The sequence below is a fragment of the Curtobacterium sp. 8I-2 genome (assembly GCF_902506155.1).
Taxonomy (GTDB): domain Bacteria; phylum Actinomycetota; class Actinomycetes; order Actinomycetales; family Microbacteriaceae; genus Curtobacterium; species Curtobacterium poinsettiae.
Genome location: NZ_LR732827.1, coordinates 1,266,997 through 1,287,520, shown reverse-complemented (window position 1 = coordinate 1,287,520; position 20,524 = coordinate 1,266,997). Strand labels below are relative to the sequence as shown.

General features: G+C 71.3%; 16 protein-coding genes. 12 read left to right on the top strand and 4 right to left on the bottom strand.

Features of this window, described 5'->3' with window-relative positions; translation table 11 throughout:
- Positions 1–64: 64 nt before the first annotated feature.
- Genes BOSE127_RS09890 through BOSE127_RS09880 form a run of 3 tightly spaced genes read right to left on the bottom strand, consistent with a single transcriptional unit; the run spans position 65 to position 2,402 of the window.
- The gene (locus BOSE127_RS09890) at positions 65–1,129 is read right to left on the bottom strand and encodes an asparaginase (protein ID WP_042539812.1); all 1,065 of its coding nucleotides are present in this window, start codon (positions 1,127–1,129) and stop codon (positions 65–67) included.
- Positions 1,126–1,500, bottom strand: a complete 375-nt coding sequence (locus BOSE127_RS09885; RefSeq protein ID WP_017888139.1) for a hypothetical protein — start codon at positions 1,498–1,500, stop codon at positions 1,126–1,128. Before BOSE127_RS09885 ends, BOSE127_RS09890 begins: the two co-directional genes overlap by 4 nt.
- Positions 1,500–2,402, bottom strand: coding sequence for a polysaccharide deacetylase family protein (locus BOSE127_RS09880; RefSeq protein ID WP_017888138.1), 903 nt, complete (start codon positions 2,400–2,402; stop codon positions 1,500–1,502). The genes BOSE127_RS09885 and BOSE127_RS09880 overlap by 1 nt, the downstream gene beginning before the upstream one ends.
- Positions 2,403–2,597: 195 nt before the next feature.
- On the opposite strand from BOSE127_RS09880, the gene BOSE127_RS09875 reads away from it, so the two are divergent.
- The 4 genes from BOSE127_RS09875 (at position 2,598) to BOSE127_RS09860 (ending at position 8,813) form a co-directional block, all read left to right on the top strand.
- Positions 2,598–3,650 (top strand): LacI family DNA-binding transcriptional regulator, encoded by a 1,053-nt coding sequence (locus BOSE127_RS09875; RefSeq protein WP_082046968.1) that lies wholly within the window; start codon positions 2,598–2,600, stop codon positions 3,648–3,650.
- 103 nt (positions 3,651–3,753) lie between these two features.
- Positions 3,754–5,067, top strand: coding sequence for an ROK family transcriptional regulator (locus BOSE127_RS09870; protein WP_017888136.1), 1,314 nt, complete (start codon positions 3,754–3,756; stop codon positions 5,065–5,067).
- Positions 5,068–5,154: 87 nt separating this feature from the next.
- Positions 5,155–6,144: a hypothetical protein gene (locus BOSE127_RS09865; RefSeq protein WP_159557046.1), complete on the top strand. Its 990-nt coding sequence runs from the start codon at positions 5,155–5,157 to the stop codon at positions 6,142–6,144.
- A 266-nt stretch (positions 6,145–6,410) separates the two neighbouring features.
- Positions 6,411–8,813 carry a lamin tail domain-containing protein gene (locus tag BOSE127_RS09860; RefSeq protein ID WP_159557044.1) on the top strand — a complete coding sequence of 801 codons (2,403 nt, stop codon included), beginning with the start codon at positions 6,411–6,413 and terminating at the stop codon, positions 8,811–8,813.
- Positions 8,814–8,976: 163 nt separating this feature from the next.
- Here the strand turns inward: BOSE127_RS09860 and BOSE127_RS09855 are convergent, their stop codons facing one another.
- Positions 8,977–9,489, bottom strand: a complete 513-nt coding sequence (locus BOSE127_RS09855) for a hypothetical protein (protein ID WP_140448522.1) — start codon at positions 9,487–9,489, stop codon at positions 8,977–8,979.
- Between the two features lie 144 nt (positions 9,490–9,633).
- Between BOSE127_RS09855 and BOSE127_RS09850 the strand changes: the two genes are divergently transcribed.
- The 8 genes from BOSE127_RS09850 to BOSE127_RS09815 all read left to right on the top strand — a co-directional run bounded on the left by BOSE127_RS09850 (position 9,634) and on the right by BOSE127_RS09815 (position 20,521).
- Complete coding sequence (locus BOSE127_RS09850; RefSeq protein WP_159557042.1) at positions 9,634–10,476, top strand: PhzF family phenazine biosynthesis protein; 843 nt, start codon at positions 9,634–9,636, stop codon at positions 10,474–10,476.
- A 201-nt stretch (positions 10,477–10,677) separates the two neighbouring features.
- On the top strand, positions 10,678–12,036 hold the full coding sequence (locus tag BOSE127_RS09845) for an extracellular solute-binding protein (RefSeq protein WP_017888132.1): 1,359 nt from the start codon (positions 10,678–10,680) through the stop codon (positions 12,034–12,036).
- A gap of 108 nt (positions 12,037–12,144) precedes the next feature.
- Entirely contained in the window at positions 12,145–13,095 is a 951-nt protein-coding gene (locus tag BOSE127_RS09840) for a carbohydrate ABC transporter permease (RefSeq protein WP_083389185.1), read from the top strand.
- Positions 13,096–13,100: 5 nt separating this feature from the next.
- Complete coding sequence (locus BOSE127_RS09835; protein WP_371830315.1) at positions 13,101–13,994, top strand: carbohydrate ABC transporter permease; 894 nt, start codon at positions 13,101–13,103, stop codon at positions 13,992–13,994.
- 105 nt (positions 13,995–14,099) lie between these two features.
- Entirely contained in the window at positions 14,100–17,135 is a 3,036-nt protein-coding gene (locus BOSE127_RS09830) for an alpha-mannosidase (RefSeq protein ID WP_042539820.1), read from the top strand.
- A gap of 421 nt (positions 17,136–17,556) precedes the next feature.
- Entirely contained in the window at positions 17,557–18,297 is a 741-nt protein-coding gene (locus tag BOSE127_RS09825; protein ID WP_056071900.1) for a histidine phosphatase family protein, read from the top strand.
- Positions 18,287–19,150 (top strand): NAD(P)H-hydrate dehydratase, encoded by an 864-nt coding sequence (locus BOSE127_RS09820; RefSeq protein WP_017888127.1) that lies wholly within the window; start codon positions 18,287–18,289, stop codon positions 19,148–19,150. The genes BOSE127_RS09825 and BOSE127_RS09820 overlap by 11 nt, the downstream gene beginning before the upstream one ends.
- Before the next feature lie 228 nt (positions 19,151–19,378).
- On the top strand, positions 19,379–20,521 hold the full coding sequence (locus BOSE127_RS09815) for an ABC transporter substrate-binding protein (protein ID WP_017888126.1): 1,143 nt from the start codon (positions 19,379–19,381) through the stop codon (positions 20,519–20,521).
- Positions 20,522–20,524: the final 3 nt, after the last annotated feature.

The window sequence follows — 20,524 nt, the reverse complement described above, 5'->3', positions numbered from 1 at the left end:
GCGGTGCGGCGCTGCGACGGTGTCGCGGCGCGGGCTGACGGGCGGAGGCGGAGCGTCGGTGCGGTCAGGGTTGTCCGGTCGGGGATGAGCCCCGGCCGTGGGCGTCGAACGCCGCGTGGATGCGGTCGTCCGGGGCGTCGAGGGCGAGCAGCGCGGCCAGCAGGAGGCGCGCCTTGAGGCCGTCGAGGGTGCCGGCGGGGACGAGTCCGGCGCCGAGCAGGTCGATCTCGCCGCCCGCGAAGCCGTACGTCGTCGTGAGCGTCGCGCCGGCGCCGGTCCGCGACGCCAGCACGACCGGCATCTGCGCGGCGAGTGCGCGGACGGCATCGACCGTGCGCTCGGCGACGTGCCCGCCACCGAAGCCCTCGATGACCGCGCCGCGGTACCCGAGTCCGTCCAGGGTCGACAGGACCCGGCCGTCGTCAGCGAGGGTGACCCGCTGCAGGGCCACCGGGGGCAGCGGGGCGACGCGTGTGGTGAGCGCGGGTACTCGGGCCGCCGGAGCGTGGAAGACGGGCGAGCCCTCGGTGACCCGTCCGAGCGGACCGGAATCCGGAGAGGTGAAGGCGCCGGTCGACGAGGTGTGCGTCTTGCGGACCGCCCTGGCGGCGTGCACCTCGTCGTCGAGCACGACGAGGACACCGCGTCCCGCTGCTGCCGGTGCCGCGGCCACGTTCACGGCCGCCAGCAGGTTCGCCGGACCGTCCGCACCGGGCGAGGAGGCGTGGCGCATCGCTCCGGTGACGACGAGGGGCTCTGAGCGGTCCCACGCGAGGTCGAGCAGGTACGCGGTCTCCTCGATGGTGTCCGTGCCCTGCGACAGCACGACGCCCGAGGCTCCGGAGCCGACGGCGTCCCGCGCGGCGTCGAGCGCGCGCTGCACGTCGTCGAAGTCGAGCGAGGGAGAGGGCACCATGCCGAGCTGGCGGGCCTCGACCCGTGCGACCTGCGCGATGGCCGGCACACCGGCGAGGAGGTCACGGGCTGCGATCCGCGGGACGGCGCCGGAACCGCGCGGATCGCCGGAACCGCGCGGATCGCCGGAACCGCGCGGATCGCCCGAGGTGACGCTCGCGATGGTCCCGCCGAGGGCGAGGTACACGATCCGCGGGAGCGTGGGGTCCGTCACGGCCGGGTGTCCCTTCGTCGATCGACCGCGCGGGCGAGGCTGCGGTGTTCCCAGTCGGTGTCGTCCCGCGGGTCGGCCCTGCGGACGCGGGTCGCGACGGCCGACCAGTCGGTGCGCCCGGCTCCGACCTGTTCGACCGCGTCCAGGACGCCGTCGACGCCCTGCGCCACGACGCGCTTGCCGGTCGGCCCGACGATCACGAGCCGGACGGTGCCCGGGACCTCGTGGACACGGATCCGGTCGTCCGCGAAGAGCCGGGTCGCCCAGGCGGCCAGCCGGAGCTGCGCCCGCTTGCGCGCGGCCGGGGAGTCCTCGACACCGGCGGCGTACCAGTCACGGTTCCCGCCGTTGCCGCCACATCCGCCGCACATCAGGACTCGCGTGGACGCTCGGGCTGCGCGAACGGGAAGCGGACGCGGAAGTCGTCGGCGATCTCGTTCATCGTGACGAACCGGACGCCCTCGTGGCCCCTGATGTACTCGATGAGCCGCTCGATCATGAGCAGGACCTGCGGGCGCCCGGAGACGTCGGGGTGGATCGTGATCGGGAAGACGGCGTAGTCGAGTTCGCGGTACACCCAGTCGAACTGGTCCTTCCACATCTGCTCGACGTCGCGCGGGTTGACGAAGCCGTGGCTGTTCGGGCTCGACTTGATGAACATCATCGGGGGCAGGTCGTCGACGTACCAGTTCGCCGCGATCTCGACGAGGTCGATCTCGCTCCCGTGGACGAGCGGCGTCATCCACGTGTGCGGGTCCTGCGAGTAGTCGATCGGTGTCCACTGGTCGCCGACGATCGAGTAGTAGGGGACGAAGTCCTTGTGCTGCTGACTGTGGTCGTAGCTGAACCCGAACTTCTCCAGGAGTGTGGGCGTGTAGCTGCTCAGTTCCCACCACGGAGCGACGTAGCCCGTCGGCTGCCGACCCGTGAGCCGGGTGATCAGCTCGACCGAGCGCTCCATCACCGCGTCCTCCTGCGCCTCGGTCATCGCCACCGGGTTCTCGTGGCTGTACCCGTGCGCACCGATCTCGTGGCCGGCGTCGAACAGGGCCTTGCACTCGTCCGGGAAGGTCTCGAGCGAGTGGCCGGGGATGAACCAGGTCGCTGCGATGTCGGCGCGGTCGAACACCTTCTGCAGACGCGGCACACCGGTGCGCCCCGCGAAGATCCCGCGCTGGATGTCCGAGGGGGAATCCGCCCCGCCGTAGGAGCCGAGCCAGCCCGCGACCGCGTCGATGTCGACGCCGAAGGACACGAAGATCTCTTTCACCATGGGACACCGTCTCTCATCGTTGCTGCAATTCGTGCAATCGTTTGCATTGCCCGGAATCCTGACACCCGACTGTTTCGACCGACGTCCAGCCGTGTAACCAGTGTGTTTCGGATCCTCCGGGCCGTCGTCGGTCGAGGTGCTCGCAAACGTTCGCGCCGCACGGTGTCACGACGATCCGTCACCTAGACTCGACGGATGGGCAGTGCAGGCGACGACCCGGCCGGACACGGTCAGCAGGATCGTCGTGGTGACGTGAACCTCCAGGCCATCGCCGCGCTCGCCGGCGTGCACGTCTCGACGGCGTCGCGCGTGCTCCGACAGGCGGAGCCGACCAAGGGGTGGAGCGACTCGGCGCAGCGGGTGATCGCGGCGGCGGCCGAGCTCGGGTACCGCCCCAACCGGATCGCAGCGTCGCTCCGGACCCGGCGGTCGAACACCATCGGCGTCGTGATGCCGCGGCTCGCCGACACGGTCATCGCGACGATCTGCCAGTCCGTCGAGTCGGCTGCCCGCTCCGCCGGGTACCAGCTCCTGCTCACGACGCCCCCGGACGACATGGGCGCGCAGCTGGACGCGGTCGACTTCCTGCTCTCCCGACAGGTCGACGGCCTCATCGTCAGCTCGCTCCACCTGTCGTCCCCGAACCCGCGGCTGACGGACCTCCCCGTGCCGGTCATCGCGACGAACCGCCACCCCGGGGACTGGATGCCCGCGGTGGTCGGTGACGACGTCGAGGGCGGCCGGATGGCCACGGAACACCTGCTCGCGTTGGGGCACCGCCGCATCGGCGTCATCGCCGGTCCGCGCCACGCCAGCACCGCCGTGGAGCGGGTGGCCGGGTTCCGTCTGGCACACGAGCGACGGGACCTCGTCGTCGACGACGCGCTCGTCGTCCACAGCGACTTCGAGGTCGAGGGAGGCGTCGTCGGCGCGCACACGCTGCTCTCGCTGTCGGACCCGCCGACCGCGATCTTCGCCGTCAACGACACCGCGGCGATCGGCGTGATGGGCGCTGCACGGCAACGCGGCCTCCGCGTGCCCGACGACCTGTCGATCGTCGGCTACAACGACATCTCCGTCGTGGCGCAGCTGCCCACACCCATGACGACCGTGCACTCACCGACCGCCCTGATGGGCACCGTGGCGGTGGAGCGACTGCTCGCGGCGATCGGCGACGGGACACTGCAGGGTGCGACGCTCCCGGTCTCGCTCGTCGTGCGGTCGTCGACGGGGCATCCGGCGGGCTGACCCGGCACAGGGCACCCGGACCGGACCACGCGAGCGGGCGCCAGAGCGGCGGACGCTGGCCCACCCGCCGGGTACCCGGGCGGGGTCGCGGTATCGTCGCGGCATGGCAGAGCATCGACGCGGAGCGAACCTCCCGTCGATCGGCGGGTTCAACCGCACCGTGGTCCTCGACGCCGTCCGCCGCTCGCCCGACGGCCTGAGCCGCGTCGAACTCGCCGCCCGCACCGGCCTGAGTGCGCAGACCGTGTCGAACGTCACCCGGTTCCTGATCGATGCCGGGATGATCGTCGAGTCCGGCACCGTCGTCTCGGGCCGCGGCAAGCCCCGCACCATCCTGCGGCTCGAGCCCGGCAGCCGGTACGCGGTCGGCGTGCACGTCGACCCGGCCGTCGTCACCTACGTGCTGCTCGACCTCGCCGGCACGGTCGTCGCTGCGTCCACGACCTCGACCCCCACCGCCGACGACCCGTCCCAGGTGGTGCGCACCATCGCCTCGGCCGTCGACGGGCTCGTCGCCGACGCCGGGGTGGCCGTCGACAGCGTGCTCGGCGTCGGGATCGCGAGCCCCGGACCCATCGACGTCGAGGCGGGCATCGTGGTCGACCCGCCGTTCCTGCCGCGGTGGCGGGACGTGCCCCTGCGCGACGCGCTCGCCGAGGCCACGGGCTACCCGGTCCTGCTCGAGAAGGACGTCACGGCCGCCGCGGTCGGTGAGATGTTCCTGGCGGGGGAGTCCTCGGCCCGCAACTTCGCGTTCGTGTACTTCGGCACCGGGTTCGGCGTCGGGCTCGTCGTCGACCACGAACCCGTGCGCGGGGTGGGGTCGAACGCGGGCGACGCCGGACACATCATGGTCGACCAGGGGGCGCTCGCGGGCACCCCGGACGGCTCGGGCACGCGTGGCGAGGTCGGCGCTGCCGTCGCGCCCGACCGGCTGGTGCGGGTCGCGCGGTCGCGGGGCCTGGCGTTGTCCGGCGGCGGCGTGAGCGCCGAGGCCGACGATGCCGACGGCACCGAGGCCGGCGCCACCGACGCCACGGACAGCGGCGCCACCGACGTCGACGCCGTGGACGCCGCGTGGGACGAACTCGCAACGGCGATCGCTGGCGGGGACGACACCGCCGTCACGCTCGCGGCCGATGCCGGCACCGTCATGGGCAACGCCGTCGTCCTCATCGTCAACCTGCTCGACATCGACCGCGTGGTGTTCGGCGGCCCGTTCTGGTCGCGCATCGCGAGTGCGGCGCTGCCCGCGGCGCGTGCAGCCATCGTCGGGTCGCCGCTGCTCGTGCCGAAGCACCCGGTGCAGGTGGTCGAGAGTGACCGCGGTGCCGACGTCGCCGCTGTGGGTGCCGCCTGCCTGGTGCTCGACGCCGCGCTCTCGCCGCGGGCCAGCACCCTGCTGATCCGGCGCTGACGACCCCGGCTACGAGACGGGCCCGCCCCGGCCCGCTACGCTGCGGTCCGACGCACCCGCCGTGGGTGCGGGGACGACGGGGGACACATGACGGACAGCGGCACGGACAGTACGGACAGCACCGACGGCACGATGGACCCGCGGTGGGCGAGGGTGCGCCCGCTCGTCTTCCGCACGATCATCGGCGCGGTCGTCGCCGCCGGGCTCGTCGGGATCGCCGCGGTGCTCCTCGGCGACTTCGGCATGGTCGCGGTCCAGCTGCTCCTGACGATCGTCGTGGTGGTCGTCTTCGCGTTGCTGTCCTGGTACGACGCCGACGTGTCGTCCCGGCGGTCGGGGATCTTCGCGTTCGCGAGCATCGCCACGTCGATGTACCTGCTCGTCGCCGGCCTGTACAAGGTGTGGATCGTGCCGACGGGGCCGGACGGTGACGGCATCTGGTACGTCCTGGAGCACTTCTGGCACTGGATCTGGCTCGTCGGCGTCGCCCGGGTGGCGCTCCTGCACGTCCACCTGCTGCTCGTGATCCACCGCCGCTACCCGACGCCCGTCCTGCAGGTCGTCGCGAAGACCACCGTCGGCGTCATCGCCCTGCTCGCGCTGCTGCTCTCGATCCCGCTGCTCGCGCCGGACGTCGACTACGCGCGGGGCTACTGGCGGCTCGTCTGGGTGGTGGTGATCCTCGACCTGCTCGGCACCGTCGTGGTGCCCCTCAGCAACGCGCTGTTCCGGCCCCGAGCGCCCCGGTCATCGGCGACGTGGCCGGTGCCCGACCAGCAGCCGGCGTGGGGTGCGACGCCGACGCCCGCCGCTCCGGAGCCCGAGGCTGCCGTGCCCGAAGCGCCCTCGCCGCCCGCGCCGCCCGCGCCCGCACCTGCACTGCACCCTGAGCCCACCCCGGCACCGGCACCGGCACCGACGCCCGAGCCCGGCACGGTCGTCGCGTCCGACGGCCGTCGGTATGCGGCCCGTCCGACGGCCTCCCGCGCGCTGGCCTGGCCCCGCTACGTCGACGGCACGCCCCTGCCCGCGCTGCCCGACGGGACGCCCGACTTCTCGGAGGTCACCGAGCGCTGACACCCCGGGCAACGAGTGTGCAGAAGACGTCGGGTTCGCCGTGCGGACCCGGCGTCTTCTGCGCACCGGGTGCGGTGGGCTGTGCCCACGGCGGACGGGAGGCGCGGTGCGGGCCCGCCCCGAGCCTCCAGGCCGACACGTCGCGCGTCCAGCGCGCCGGGCGCGACCTGGGACACCGCCCGTTCACCGGGCGGCCACCGGCCGGTCGCGTGGATGCTGAACAGTCGTGCAGGTCTTCAGCCCGATCGCCCCGAGAAGGACCCTGCATGCGCGCTCCTGCCCTGCGCCCACCCACACTCCGCATCGGCGCGGCCGTCGCGACTGCCCTGGTCGTCGCCGCCGGTGTCGTCACCGCCAGCCCGGCCCTCGCCGCCGTCGGTGACGACGACCCGTCCGTCGGTGCCGTCGCCGCGAACGGCCTCGTCGTCAACGAGGTCGAGTCGAACGCCGACGACACCGATTGGGTGGAGCTCGAGAACACCTCGGACGCCGCGATCGACCTGACCGGGTACGCGTTCCTCGACTCCGACAACTCGCACGACGCGTACGTGCTCCCCAGCGGCTCGACGATCGCCGCCGGCGGGTACTTCGTCGTCGACCAGCTGTCCGCGACCGCCCCCGGCTTCGACTTCGGGCTCGGTGGTGCCGACACTGCGCGCCTCTACGACCCTGCCGGCGACCTGGTGCTCCGGTACGCCTGGACGACCCACGCGGGTGTCACCTACGGCCGCTGCGCCGACGGTGTCGGGCCGCTCGTGGACACCACGGCGTCGACCAAGGGGGCTGCGAACGACTGCTCCTCACCCGTGCGGATCAACGAGGTCGAGTCGCAGGACGGCACCCCCGGCGACTGGGTGGAGCTGACCAACACCGGCAGCACCACCGTCGACCTGGGCGGGTACGTGCTGCGCGACAGCGACGACGACCACGCGTACACGATCCCCGCGGGTACGACCGTCGCGGCCGGGGGCTTCACCGTCCTCGACGAGGCGGCGTTCGGCTTCGGACTCGGCAAGGCGGACTCCGCGCGGCTGTTCGACGCCCGCGGCGCGGTCGTCGACTCGACCTCGTGGACGGCGCACGCGACCACGACGTACGGCCGCAACCCCGACGGCACCGGGGACTTCGCCGAGACGGCAGCACCCACGAAGGGCGCGGCGAACCGGTTCGCCGGCGTCGTCACCGCCGAGGCCTGGCCCGGCGGCCCGGACGAGACCGTGCTCGACGACGAGGACACCTTCACCGGTGACCTGAGCGGCCTCGACTGGACGACCTCGACGACCTCGCGGGACGGGCAGCTCTGGGCCGTGCAGAACGGCGACGGCCTGCTCTACCACCTGACCTCGGACGGCGCGGGCGGCTGGGCACCGTCGAACGCCGCGGGCACCGACCTGCGCTACGCCGACGGCACGGGCACCCCGGACGCCGAGGGCGTGACCGTCACGAGCGACGACCCCGGCGCCGTCTACGTGTCGACCGAGCGCAACAACGACGTGTCGAGCACGAGCCGCCCGTCGGTCCTGCGCTACGCCACGACCGACGGCTCCGAGGCCACCCTGCGGGCCACCGACGAGTGGAACCTCGCCGCGGACTTCCCCGGGCTCGGCGCGAACGCCGGGCTCGAGGGCGTCACCTGGATCCCGGACACCTGGCTCACCGCGCACGGCTTCACCGACGAGCGCACCGGCGCCGCCTACGCACCGTCGCGCTACGCCGGACACGGCGAGGGGCTGTTCTTCGTCGGGGTCGAGGGCACCGCGAGCGTGTACGCCTACGCCCTGATGGACGACGGGTCCTCGGCGCGCATCGCCACGATCGCGACCTCGCTCGCTGTCGTCGCCGACGTGCAGTTCGACCCGACGCTCGACGCGCTCTGGGTGGTCTGCGACGACGTGTGCTCCGGCCGGACCGCGCTGTACGAGGTGACCGACGGGGCCTTCAGCGCCTCGACGCTGTACGAGGCACCCTCGGCCGCCGACCGCACGCTCGCCAACGAGGGCTTCGCGATCTCGGGCGTCTGCACCGACGGGGAGCGCGCGACCTTCTCCGCCGACGACAACGACACGGACGGGTTCTCGCTGCGGACGGGGACGTACCCGTGCGAGGGCGGCGACACCGACCCGGGCACTGAGCCGACGCCGACGCCGACGCCGATCCCGTCTCCGGGTGCCGGCGGCACGACGCCGACTCCGGGTGGGACGCCCACCGCGGTCCCGACCCCTGGTCCGTCGGCTGCGCCGGTCGCCCCGGTGGCGCCGTCGGAGTCGGTGTTGACGGAGGCGAACCGTGGTGGGGTCTCGGCGCCGGCGTCGGCTCGTGCGGGGGAGACCATCACGGTGACGGTGGGTACTGCGTCTGCCGGTGACACGGTGAACGTGTGGTTGTTCTCGGAGCCGACGCTGATCGGCACGGCTGTGGTCGCTGCTGACGGGACGGTCCGGGTGACGATCCCTGCCGACACGGTGGCTGGTGCGCACCGGTTGGCGGTGACGGCTGCGGACGGCACGCTGATCGGGTGGACCCCGATCACGATCACCGCGGACGTGCAGCTCGCGTTCACGGGCGCTTCCGGGCTCGGTGCCGGAGCGCTGGTGGCGTTCCTGCTGCTCGCGGCGGGTGCGGGTGTGCTGATCGTGCGTCGCCGACGTCGGGCTGCGGCTGCCGAGTAGTCCCCACGCCCCACGTCGGGGCGATAAGTGTGCAGAAGACGTCGGGTTCGCGGTGCGGACCCGACGTCTTCTGCTCACCCATGCGCGGTGGGCGCGACCGCGCGGCGGACGGGAGGCGCGGTGCGGGGCCGCCCCGCGCCTCCAGGCCGGTGGGTGGCCGCGTTCAGTGCTCGGTGCCGTGCATGGTCTGGGTGTCGTCCTGACCGGGGATGGCGTCCTTCGTGGTCCAGCCGTACCAGCGGCCGTCGATCTCGGTGACCGCGCGACCGTCGCCGCAGGTGACGAGGCCCTTGGTCGGAAGACGCTCCGGCAGGAAGTCGGCGGTCATCGCCGTGCCGCCGTAGGACGTATCGAGCGGGGTGCAGGCGTCCACGTCGACGCCGTCCTTCGAGGCGAACCCGATGACGTACCCGGGCTGCGAGACGTGGAGGCGGACGTCGATGTCCTTCGCGTCCTTCGGCACCCACTTCGGCATGAAGAAGGCCAGGTCCTCGGACTCCCCGGAGCGCGGGGCGTCCGAGTACGTGTCGAAGTGCTTCTGCGGGGTCTTGTTCGGCACCATGTCCTGGATCGCGCTGCAGCCGGCGGTCAGCAGCAGGGCGGACACCGCGGCGGTGGAGGCGAGGGCGATCCGGAGGGTGCGGCGGGCGGTGGTGGGGCGCGTGTCGGTGCTCATGGATCCAGTCTCGCGACGGACGCGGCGCTGAAACATCACGTGCGCACCCGGAAGTTGTCGGGGGTTACCCCCACCCGCCACGCCGGACCACCCGTCGGTGATCGGCCCGCGCACCCCGTCGTGACGCCGCAGTAGCGTCGGGGCATGCAGCAGGAGATCCTCCGGTACACCGCGTTCGCCGCCGAGCCGGGCGGCGGCAACCCAGCCGGGCTCGCGCTCGACGCGGCCGGACTGTCCGACGACCAGATGCTCGCGGTCGCCCGGCAGGTCGGGTACCCCGAGACCGCCTTCGTCGTGGGTGCGACGTCGACCGGGCCGCGGGTCCGCTACTTCTCGCCGAGCGCCGAGGTGCCGTTCTGCGGGCACGCCACCGTCGCACTGGCCGTCGCGCTGGCCGAGCGCGACGGGCCGGGCCGCCGGGTGTTCACGACCCTGGCCGGCGAGGTCACGCTCGATGCCACCGTCGGTGCGGACGGCTCGGTGCTGGTCGCGATGACGAGCGTCGAGCCGGCGACACGGGACATCGACCCGGCTCTGCTGGTGCGGCTGTTCGACCTGCTCGGGCTCTCGGCCGCGGACATCGCTCCGGGGTTCCCGGTGCTGGAGTCCTTCGCCGGCAACTGGCACCCGGTGCTCGTGCTGCACGACTACGAGCTGTTCCACCAGTTCCGGTTCGCGCCGGGGCCCCTGGCCGAGCTCAAGCGCGAGGCCGGCTGGGCGGGGACCGTCACGGTGCTGCACCGCACCGGCGAGCGGGAGTACGAGGCGCGCAACCTGTTCCCCGCCGGACGCATCACCGAGGACCCGGCGACGGGATCGGCAGCAGCGTCGACCGGGGCGTACCTGCGGCAGATCGGTGCAGCGCATCCGGGCGACCGCGTCACGATCCGGCAGGGGCGACACGTCGGGCGTCCGAGTCTGCTGCTCGTGGACGTGCCCGAGGCCGGCGGGATCACGGTGACGGGGAGCGCGACCCCGATCTCCTGACGGACGTTCCTTCCCGGGACGCACGCGATGGGAAGCGGAATCGGGCGTACCTGGTCGAAACTTCCGACCCGGTACGCCCGATTCGACCCGGCACGCCCGAATCCGCCAGGCAACCCCTTGACACGGTTAAGTCAATACGGTGGACTAATCCTGCGCGCGGGCGATGGTGCCCGCGGACATCACCCGTGCAAAGGAGCACCGATGAAACGCACCCGCATCATCGCCGGACTCGCAGCTGTGGCCGTGGCCGCAGTCGGTCTGGCTGGCTGCTCGAGCTCGGGGTCCGCCTCGAGCGACACGATCAAGATCGCGTACCAGAAGTTCGGCGCCTTCCAGCAGCTCGACGCCCAGATGAAGGTCGTCAAGAAGCAGTACGAGAAGGACAACCCGGGCAAGAAGGTCACCCTCGTGCCCATCCAGGCGCAGGGCAACGACTACTACACCAAGCTCGCTCTCATGAACAAGGCGCCGGCCACCGCCCCGGACGTCATGTACGAGGACACGTTCCTCGTCAAGGCCGATGCCGAGGCGGGCTACCTGCTGCCACTCGACAAGTACACGGACAAGTGGGACGAGTGGGACCAGTTCTTCGACAACGCCAAGCAGGCCGGGCAGGGTGACGACGGCAAGATCTACGGCGTCCCCATGGGCACCGACACCCGAGCCCTCTGGTACAACAAGGACATCTTCAAGAAGGCCGGGCTCGACGTCCCGTGGAAGCCGAAGACGTGGGACGACGTGCTCGCGGCGGCGAAGACCATCAAGGAGAAGCAGCCCGACGTCATCCCGTTCAACATCTACTCGGGCAAGGCGCAGGGCGAGGCCTCGACCATGCAGGGCTTCGAGATGCTCCTGTACGGCGCCGACGGCTCCGGCAACACCCTGTACAAGGACAAGAAGTGGGTCACCGGCTCGAAGCAGTTCGAGGACTCGCTCAAGTTCGTGAAGGACGTCTACCAGGGCGGCCTCGGCCCGACACCACAGCAGGCGCTCGACACGAACGTCGGCACGACCATCGCCCAGACGTGGCTGCCGAAGGGCAAGCTCGCGATCGACCTGGACGGTTCGTGGCAGTCCGGCACGTGGCTGAAGTCCGGCACCGCGCCGTGGCCCGAGTGGAACGACGTGATGGGCCAGGCACCCATGCCGACCCAGAACGGGCAGGCTCCCGGCTACAACTCGATGTCCGGCGGCTGGACCCTGGCGGTCGGCGCGAAGTCGAAGAACCCGCAGGCGGCGTTCGACTTCATCACGAGCTTCCTCGACAAGGACGGCTCGCTCAAGTACGACACCGAGAACAGCCAGATCGCCGTCCGGAAGGACGTCGCGGACGACCCGGAGTACACGGCGGCGAACCCGACGTTCAAGTTCTTCTCGGGACTGGTGGAGAACACCAACTTCCGCCCGGCGACGAGTGACTACTCGCAGGTGTCCAACGCGATCCAGGTCGCGATGGAAGCGGTCATGACCGGTCAGCAGTCGCCGAAGGACGCGGCTGCCGCCTACGACAAGGCCGTCACGCAGGTGGTCGGCAAGGAGAACACCGTCTCCGCTGGTTGACGGTCCGTCACCCACTGACGGACTGGAGGCGCGGGGCGGTCCCGCACCGCGCCTCCCATCCGTCCTTCCCCACCTTCGGAACCCCTCCGCACCCGGAAGGCACCCATCGTGTCCAGCACCCCCCTCGCGCCGACGCTGTCGGCGCCCGGTGCGCCGAAGCGCACCGATCCACCCGTGCCGCGCAAGCGGCGACCACTGCGGAACGTCGGACGAGCCGTCCCGCTCCTGCCCGCCCTGGTCCTGCTCGTCATCTTCCTGCTCGGCCCGGTCATCTCGTCGTTCTACGGGTCGTTCACCAACTCGGCCCTGACCGGTGCGAGTGCGGCCGACCAGCAGTTCGTCGGCTTCCAGAACTACGTCGAGCTGTTCCAGGACCCGGACTTCCCGAAGTCCGTGATCCTGACCATCGTCTTCCTGCTGGCCTCGGCCGTGGTGGGGCAGAACGTGCTCGGGCTCGGCCTGGCGCTGCTGATGCGCTCGGCGAACAAGGCCATGCGGGCGATCGTCGGCACCTTCGTGGTGGCGGCGTGGGTCCTGCCCGAGATCGTGGCGTCCTTCGCGGCGTATGCGTTCTTCAACGACGAGGGGACGCTCAACACGTTCCTCGCGTCCATCGGGATCACCGGCGCGAACTGGCTCTACACGTACCCGATGCTCGCCGTGATCCTGGCGAACATCTGGCGCGGCACCGCGTTCTCGATGCTCGTCTACTCGGCCGCCGTGCAGGAGGTCCCCGAGGAGATCACCGAGTCCGCCGAGGTCGACGGCGCCACCGGCTGGCAGCGGCTCGTCTACATCACGCTCCCGGTGATCCGCCGGAGCATCTCGACGAACCTCATGCTCACGACGCTGCAGACCCTGTCGGTCTTCACGCTGATCTTCGTGATGACCGGCGGCGGCCCGGGCACGAACTCGTCGACCCTGCCGATCCTGGCGTACCAGGAGGCGTTCAAGTTCTCGCAGCTCGGCTTCGGGACCGCGATCGCGACCATCCTGCTCGTGGTGGGGGCGGTCTTCTCGATCATCTACATCCGAGCTCTCAAGCCGGAGGTGGACTGATGGCCATGACAGCCCCGTCCCTCGACCAGACCACGACCCGATCGGTGACCGCACCGGGGTCGATGCACATGACCTCGCCGCGCGGCCGCACCATGCGGTGGGTGTCGAACGTCGTGCTGCTCGTCATCGCGGTGTGCTTCGCGGTGCCGCTGCTCTGGCTCGTGCTCGCCTCGTTCGACACCCAGGCGTCGCTGTCGGTGAAGCTGCCGTCGCAGTTCACGCTCGACAACTTCGCCAAGGTGCTCACCCCCGAGCTGTCGTTCATCCCGCTCGCGAACAGTCTGCTGCTCTCCGGCGGCACCGCGGTCGTCACCGTGGTGTTCGCCCTGCTGGCCGCGTACCCGCTGTCCCGCTACAAGATGCGCGTCAACAAGCCGTTCCTGTACAGCATCCTGTTCGGCACCGGCCTGCCGATCACCGCGATGATGGTGCCCGTCTACGCGCTGTTCGTGTCGCTCAACCTGATCGACAACGTGTGGGGCTGCATCTTCTTCCTCGCCGCCACCAGCTTGCCGATGGCGATCTGGATGGCGAAGAACTTCATGGACTCGGTGCCGATCTCGCTCGAAGAGGCGGCATGGACCGACGGCGCCTCGATGCTCACCACCCTGACCCGCATCGTGATCCCGCTCATGCGTCCGGGCATCGCGGTCGTGTTCATCTTCGTGTTCATCCAGGCGTGGGGGAACTTCTTCGTCCCGTTCGTCCTGCTGCTCTCGCCCGAGAAGGTGCCCGCCGCGGTGAGCATCTTCAACTTCTTCGGACAGAACGGGGCGGTGGCGTACGGCCAGCTCGCCGCGTTCTCGATCGTCTACTCCGTGCCCGTCATCGCCCTCTACGTGATCGTGTCCCGAGGCCTCGGCGGCGGCAACGCCCTCGCCGGCGGCATCAAGGGCTGACGCCGGCCCCCACCCCCGCAAGACACCGGTGTTCGCGCGTCGAACACCCGCGAACCGCGGTTCGATCCGCGAACACCGGTGTTCCGCGAACCAGAAAGGAAGCACATGCACCAGGACGAACCGCTCGTCGAGGCCCGGATCGCCCGCCTCGTGCGCGACCGTGTCGACCCCGCCGTCCTCCGTCGCTCGGCGCCGGTGACGATCGAGGCGTGGGAGGTGCCGGGCGAACCGGTGCCGTTCGACGCCGCCGTGGGCGAGACGTACACACCGTTCACGGTGGGGTCGCACTGGGGCGGGCGCCCGTGGGGCACGACGTGGTTCCGGGTGACCGGCACCGTGCCGGCGGACTTCGGCACCGCGCAGGGGACCACAGCCGAGCTCCTCGTCGACCTGGGGTTCACCAAGCGGCAGCCCGGGTTCCAGGCCGAGGGACTCGCGTTCCGCGCCGACGGCTCCACGATCAAGGCGATCGAGCCGCGGAACGACACCGTGCCGCTCGAGGTCGGCCCGGGGGAGTCCTTCGAGCTCTGGATCGAGGCCGGGGCGAACCCCGACATCGGCGGCGACTCGTTCCAGGGGGCGACGCCGCTCGGCTCGCGCTCCACCGCCGGCGACGACCCCATCTACCGCCTGAAGGCCCTGGAGGTCGTCGAGCGGGACGACACCGTGTGGGAACTGCAGCAGGACCTCTGGGTGCTGCGCGGGCTGATGGCCGAGCTCCCCACCGACGGCACCCGCGGCGCCGACATCCTGCGCGCGCTCGAACGGGCCGCCGACGCCCTGGACCCGGACGACGTCGCCGGTACCGCCGCGGACGCCCGGCAGGTCCTGGCGCCCGTGCTCGCCGTCCCCGCCAGCCCCGCCGCCCACCGTGCCATCGCCGTCGGGCACGCCCACATCGACTCCGCCTGGCTGTGGCCCGTGCGCGAGACGAAGCGCAAGTGCGCCAGGACGTTCTCGAACGTGCTCGACCTGATGGACCGCGACCCCGACTTCACCTTCGCCTGCTCGTCCGCCCAGCAGTACGCGTGGATCCGCGACGAGTACCCCGAGGTCTTCGCGCGCATCAAGCAGCGCGTCGCCGAGGGCCGGTGGATCCCCGTCGGCGGCATGTGGGTCGAGTCGGACACCAACCTGCCCGGCGGTGAGGCCCTGGCCCGCCAGTTCGTCGCCGGCAAGCGCTTCTTCCTCGAGGAGTTCGGCATCGACACCCCCGAGGCCTGGCTCCCCGACTCGTTCGGCTACTCGGGCGCCCTGCCCCAGATCGTCCGCGCCGCCGGCTCGAAGTGGTTCGTCACCCAGAAGCCGTCGTGGAACGAGACGAACGTCATCCCGCACACCTCGTTCCACTGGGAGGGCATCGACGGCTCACGCGTCCTGACGCACCTGCCCCCGGCCGACACCTACAACTCCGACGTCTCACCTGCCGACCTGCGCCGCGGCGAACGGAACAACAAGGAGCGCGGCACCGCCAACACGTCGATGCTGCTGTACGGCTTCGGCGACGGTGGTGGCGGTCCCACCCGCGAGATGGTCGGTGCCGCACACCGCCAGCACGACCTCGACGGGTCGCCGCACGTGACCCTCGGCACGCCCGCCGAGGTGTTCGAGCAGCTCGAAGCCGAGCTGCCGACGCCCGGGGTCTGGTCGGGGGAGATGTACCTGGAGTTCCACCGCGGCACCTACACGTCGCAGATCCGCACGAAGCAGGGCAACCGCCGCTCCGAGCACCTGCTGCGCGAAGCCGAGCTCTGGGCAGCGACGGCGGCCGTCCGGCTCGGCAGCGAGTACCCGTACGCCGAACTCGAGGACGCCTGGCACACCGTCCTGCTGCAGCAGTTCCACGACATCCTGCCGGGGTCGTCGATCGCGTGGGTGTACGAGAACGCCGAGGAGCAGTACGCCCGGGTCGCCGAGGTGCTCGAGGGGCTGATCGGGAGCGCGACGACGGCGCTCGCCGCAGGCGGGAGCGGTGCCGCTGCCGGCGCAGCCGACGACACCGCGTCGGTCGTGCGCTTCAACGCCTCGCCGGTCGCGGCGGGAGAGGTGACCGCCCTTGCAGGTTCGGTCGTCCACGCGCCGCGACCCGTGCCTCCCGTCCGGGCAGGCGACCGCTTCGTCTTCGACACCGGCGTCGTCACCGCGACCATCGACGCTGCCGGCCACGTCGTGTCGTTCGTCGACTCCGCGACCGGACGCGACGCGATCGCGCCAGGCGCCACGGCGGCCGAGTACACGGTGTTCCGCGACACCCCGAACCAGTGGGAGGCCTGGGACATCGACCGCGCGTACCAGCGCAACGGCACGGTGCTGTCGGCGTCGTCGGTCGCGATCGCAGGCGACGCGCTCGTGGTCGAGCGGTCCTTCGGATCGTCGACGCTCACCACGCGCTACTCGGCGGTGCAGGGCGAACCCGAGCTGACCGTCGAGACCGAGGTCGACTGGCACGAGCACCAGAAGCTGCTGAAGCTCGCGTTCCCGATCGACGTGCTCGCGTCGTCGGCCTCGAGCGAGATCCAGTTCGGGCACATCGACCGGCCGACGCACCAGAACACCTCGTGGGACCACGCCCGGTTCGAGACGTCGGCGCACCGCTGGGTGCACGTCGCGGAGCCGGGGTTCGGGGTGGCCGTGGCCAACGACTCGACCTACGGCCACGACATCACGCGTGAGACCCGGGCGGACGGCGGGACCACCACGCTCGTACGGGAGTCGCTGCTGCGCGGACCGACGTTCCCGGACCCGAACGCCGACCAGGGGCACCACGTGTTCCGGACGGTGCTGCGGATCGGGGCCTCGGTGCTCGACGCCGCAGACTCCGGGTACCGGCTGAACCTGCCGGTGCGGAGCGTCCCCGGGTCGACCCCGATCGAGCCGCTCGTCACGGTGTCGTCGCCGCAGGTGTTCGTCGAGGCCGTCAAGCTCGCCGAGGACCGCTCCGGCGACGTCGTCGTGCGGCTGTACGAGGGGCTCGGGGGCCGGGCGACGGACGTCGGGGTGGCCTTCGGGTTCGACGTCGAGTCGGTGTCGCAGGTCGACCTGCTCGAGCGGCCGCTGGAGCGCTCGTGGTCGGCCGGTCAAGCAGTCGCGTTGACCCTGCGTCCGTTCGAGATCGTGACGCTGCGCGTGCGTCGGGCCTGAGGCAGCGGGCCCGGCGCACTGCTGGGAGGGACCGCGGCGCCGGACGGGACACGGGTGCGTTCCGTTCGGCGCCGTGTTGTGCGCGGGGCGGCTGGGCGGAATCGGGGCTGGCCGGGTGGCGGGGCTGGCCGGGTGGAATCGGGCGTGGCTGGTCGAATCGGGCGTCCCTGGTCGGAACTTCCGGCCAGGTACGCCCGATCCCGCTTGGCATCGCGCCCGTTCTGGGAAGGAACGTCATTCCTCCACAACCGCCCAGGCCTGGAGGCCCGTCCACAGTTCGCGACATCGGCCCGCTGGGCGGGTGGCCGGTCCGGCATTGCGGACGCGGCGTTGCGAGGTGGGTTCGACGTCGGCGACCTCGCGTGGGGTGACCTCGTCGCACCGGTGAACCGGCACAGCACGCTCTGGCTAGCGTGGCGGCATGGCAGTGCAGGAGATCTGGCTCGTCCGTCACGGCGAATCGGTCGCGAACGTCGCAGCGGCTCGGGCCGAGGCAGCGGGGGACGACGTCATCGACGTCGAGTTCCGCGACGCCGACGTCCCGCTCAGCCCGCTCGGCGCCGCCCAGTCACGTGCTCTCGGGCAGGAGCTCGCCGACCGCGGGATGGACGACGTCCCCGTCGCGCTCTGGGTGTCGCCGTACCTCCGCGCACAGCAGACCATCGCCATCGCGCTCGAGGCAGCCGGGCTCGCCGAACCCCGCAAGCGTGTGGACGAGCGCCTGCGCGACCGCGAACTCGGCGTCCTCGACCTGTTGACCCTGCAGGGCGTCCGCAACCGGTACCCCGACGAGGAACGCCGCCGGCAGTGGCTCGGCAAGTACTACCACCGGCCCGCGGGCGGGGAGTCGTGGGCGGACGTGATGCTCCGGCTCCGGACGCTCCTGGGTGACCTCGAGCGGGTCGACGGTGTCGAGCGCCTGGTGATCGCCGCACACGACGCCGTGGTGATGCTCGCCGTCGCGGTGTGCCTCGACCTCGACGAGCCGGCACTCATGGAGTTCGCCCACACCCACGCGGTCGCCAATGCCTCCCTCACCCGACTCCGACGCGACGGCGCCGGGTCGCCGTGGGTCCTCGAGGAGTTCTCCTCGGTCGGACACCTGGACGACGACGAGGTCACCCAGCACACCGGCCGGAAGGACGACGAACATGTCCACTGAACCCGTCACCCCGAACTTCCTGCGTGACTGGCCGCTGCCCGAACCCGGTGCCGGCAAGTACGGCCGCGGGCAGGTGCTCGTCATCGGGGGTGCGGCTCGCACCCCGGGAGCCGCGCTGCTCTCGGCGCTCGCCGCGCTCCGCGTCGGCGCCGGTCGCCTCACCCTGGCCGTCGGCCGGAGCGTCGCGAACGAGGTCGCGGTCGCCGTGCCCGAGTCCGGGGTCGAGCCCCTCGACGAGGACGAGGACGGGCACATCGCCGTCGGCGCGATCGAGGGCATCGCGGACAGCGCCTCGAGCGCCGATGCCGTGTTGGTCGGCCCGGGACTCGACGAACCGGACGGTTCCCGTGACCTCGTGGCCGGACTCGCCGACGTCGTCGGTCCGCGGACCACCGTCGTGCTCGACGCCTTCGCCCTCGGTGTCGCCGCCGACGTACGGGACCGCCTCGAACCGCTGCGTGGACGGCTCGTGATGACGCCGAACTCCGGCGAGGCAGAACGCCTGCTCGGTCGGGAGTGCAGCGACGACGACGTGGCCGACGCCGTCGCGATCGCGAACCGGTTCGGTGCGGTCGTCGCCCTCGGTGACGCCATCGCGACACCGCACGGTCGTGCGTGGCTCAAGGGCACCGGCTCGGGTGGCCTCGGCACCAGCGGGAGCGGGGACGTGCTGTCCGGCGCGGTCACCGGGCTGCTCGCCCGCGGTGCCGATCCGGCACAGGCCGTGGCGTGGGCGTCGTACGTGCACGCTGCCGCCGGTGACCGGCTCGCGGTGCAGGTCGGACCACTCGGCTACCTGGCGAGCGAACTCGTGACCGAGATCCCGCGGGTCCTCGTCGAACTCGGAGCCTGAGCGCGCCCGGAACGACCCGCGGGACCGTCGTCGTGAACCGCATCCGCGCCTCCAGGCCTGGTACGGGCGCGACCCTGCGCCCAGAACGAGCAATGCGTACAGCCGCACCCGCTGTTCCGCCGTCGTTCACCACCGGAGCACGGGCCGGAAACCGGCTGCGTCCACGATCGACCAGAACCCGGACACCCGGTCTGGCGCAGCACCCTCTCCCACCCGAAAGGCCCACCCGTGCAGCACAAGCGCACCCTGGCCGGCATCGCCCTGGCCGCCGCCGCAGTCGTCACCCTCGCCGGATGCTCCTCGACGAGCTCCGCCAGCACGAGCAAGGGCGACGCCGACTGGAAGACCACCACCAGCGCCCAGTCCGCCGGCGGTATGGACGCCCTGGTCAAGGCCGCCAAGGCCGAGGGCCAGCTCAACGTCATCACGCTCCCGCCGACGTGGGCCAACTACGGCAAGATCATCGACGGCTTCACCAAGAAGTACGGCATCAAGATCAACTCCGCGAACCCGAACGGCTCGAGCGCCGACGAGGTGGCAGCGGTCAAGTCGCAGAAGGGCCAGTCCACCGCCCCCGACGTGCTCGACCTCGGCAACGCCGTGCTGCAGGAGAACCTCGACCTGTTCGCCGACTACAAGGTCGCGAACTGGGACGACATCCCCACCAACCTGAAGGACAAGGACGGCGCCTGGACGCGCGACTACACCGGCCTGATGTCGATCGGGTACGACTCGTCGAAGATCTCCGACGCCCCGAAGGACATGACGGACCTGCTCGGCTCCGAGTACAAGGGCAAGGTCTCGATCGGCGGCGACCCGACGCAGGCCAACCAGGCCGCGTCCGCGGTGTACCTGGCGGCGCTGGAGAACGGCGGCTCGGCCGACGACATCACCAAGGGCGTCGACTTCTTCGGCAAGCTCAAGCAGGCCGGCAACTTCCAGAACGTGCTGCCGACGCAGGCCACCGTCGCCTCGGGTGAGACCCCGGTCGTCGTCCAGTGGTCGTACAACAACCTGGCCTGGGGTCCCGCCGCCGGCGGCTCGGGCAACAAGGACTGGAAGACCGTCGTCCCGAAGGGGCAGGCGCTCGGCTCGTACTACTCGCAGGCCATCAACAAGGACGCCCCGCACCCCGCGGCCGCCCGCCTGTGGGAGGAGTACATCGCCAGCCCCGAGGTCCAGAACCTGTACCTGCAGGCCGGTGCCTTCCCGTCCACCCTCGCCGCGCTGACGAAGTCGGGCAAGGTCGACCAGGACGCCCTCGACGCTGCCGGTGGTGCGCCGAAGGACTACGTCGAGCTGACCGACGCGCAGGTCGCCGCCGCCGCGAAGGTGCTCAAGGCCAAGTGGTCCTCGACGATGGGGTCCTGAGCA

What these genes read in the sequence shown, in the direction of transcription:
- BOSE127_RS09885 (WP_017888139.1), bottom strand. Translation starts at nt 1,500, where the DNA reads ATGTGCGGCGGATGTGGCGGCAACGGCGGGAACCGTGACTGGTACGCC.
- BOSE127_RS09880 (WP_017888138.1), bottom strand. Translation starts at nt 2,402, where the DNA reads ATGGTGAAAGAGATCTTCGTGTCCTTCGGCGTCGACATCGACGCGGTC.
- BOSE127_RS09875 (WP_082046968.1), top strand. Translation starts at nt 2,598, where the DNA reads ATGGGCAGTGCAGGCGACGACCCGGCCGGACACGGTCAGCAGGATCGT.
- BOSE127_RS09870 (WP_017888136.1), top strand. Translation starts at nt 3,754, where the DNA reads ATGGCAGAGCATCGACGCGGAGCGAACCTCCCGTCGATCGGCGGGTTC.
- BOSE127_RS09865 (WP_159557046.1), top strand. Translation starts at nt 5,155, where the DNA reads ATGACGGACAGCGGCACGGACAGTACGGACAGCACCGACGGCACGATG.
- BOSE127_RS09860 (WP_159557044.1), top strand. Translation starts at nt 6,411, where the DNA reads ATGCGCGCTCCTGCCCTGCGCCCACCCACACTCCGCATCGGCGCGGCC.
- BOSE127_RS09855 (WP_140448522.1), bottom strand. Translation starts at nt 9,489, where the DNA reads ATGAGCACCGACACGCGCCCCACCACCGCCCGCCGCACCCTCCGGATC.
- BOSE127_RS09850 (WP_159557042.1), top strand. Translation starts at nt 9,634, where the DNA reads ATGCAGCAGGAGATCCTCCGGTACACCGCGTTCGCCGCCGAGCCGGGC.
- BOSE127_RS09845 (WP_017888132.1), top strand. Translation starts at nt 10,678, where the DNA reads ATGAAACGCACCCGCATCATCGCCGGACTCGCAGCTGTGGCCGTGGCC.
- BOSE127_RS09835 (WP_371830315.1), top strand. Translation starts at nt 13,101, where the DNA reads ATGACAGCCCCGTCCCTCGACCAGACCACGACCCGATCGGTGACCGCA.
- BOSE127_RS09830 (WP_042539820.1), top strand. Translation starts at nt 14,100, where the DNA reads ATGCACCAGGACGAACCGCTCGTCGAGGCCCGGATCGCCCGCCTCGTG.
- BOSE127_RS09825 (WP_056071900.1), top strand. Translation starts at nt 17,557, where the DNA reads ATGGCAGTGCAGGAGATCTGGCTCGTCCGTCACGGCGAATCGGTCGCG.
- BOSE127_RS09820 (WP_017888127.1), top strand. Translation starts at nt 18,287, where the DNA reads ATGTCCACTGAACCCGTCACCCCGAACTTCCTGCGTGACTGGCCGCTG.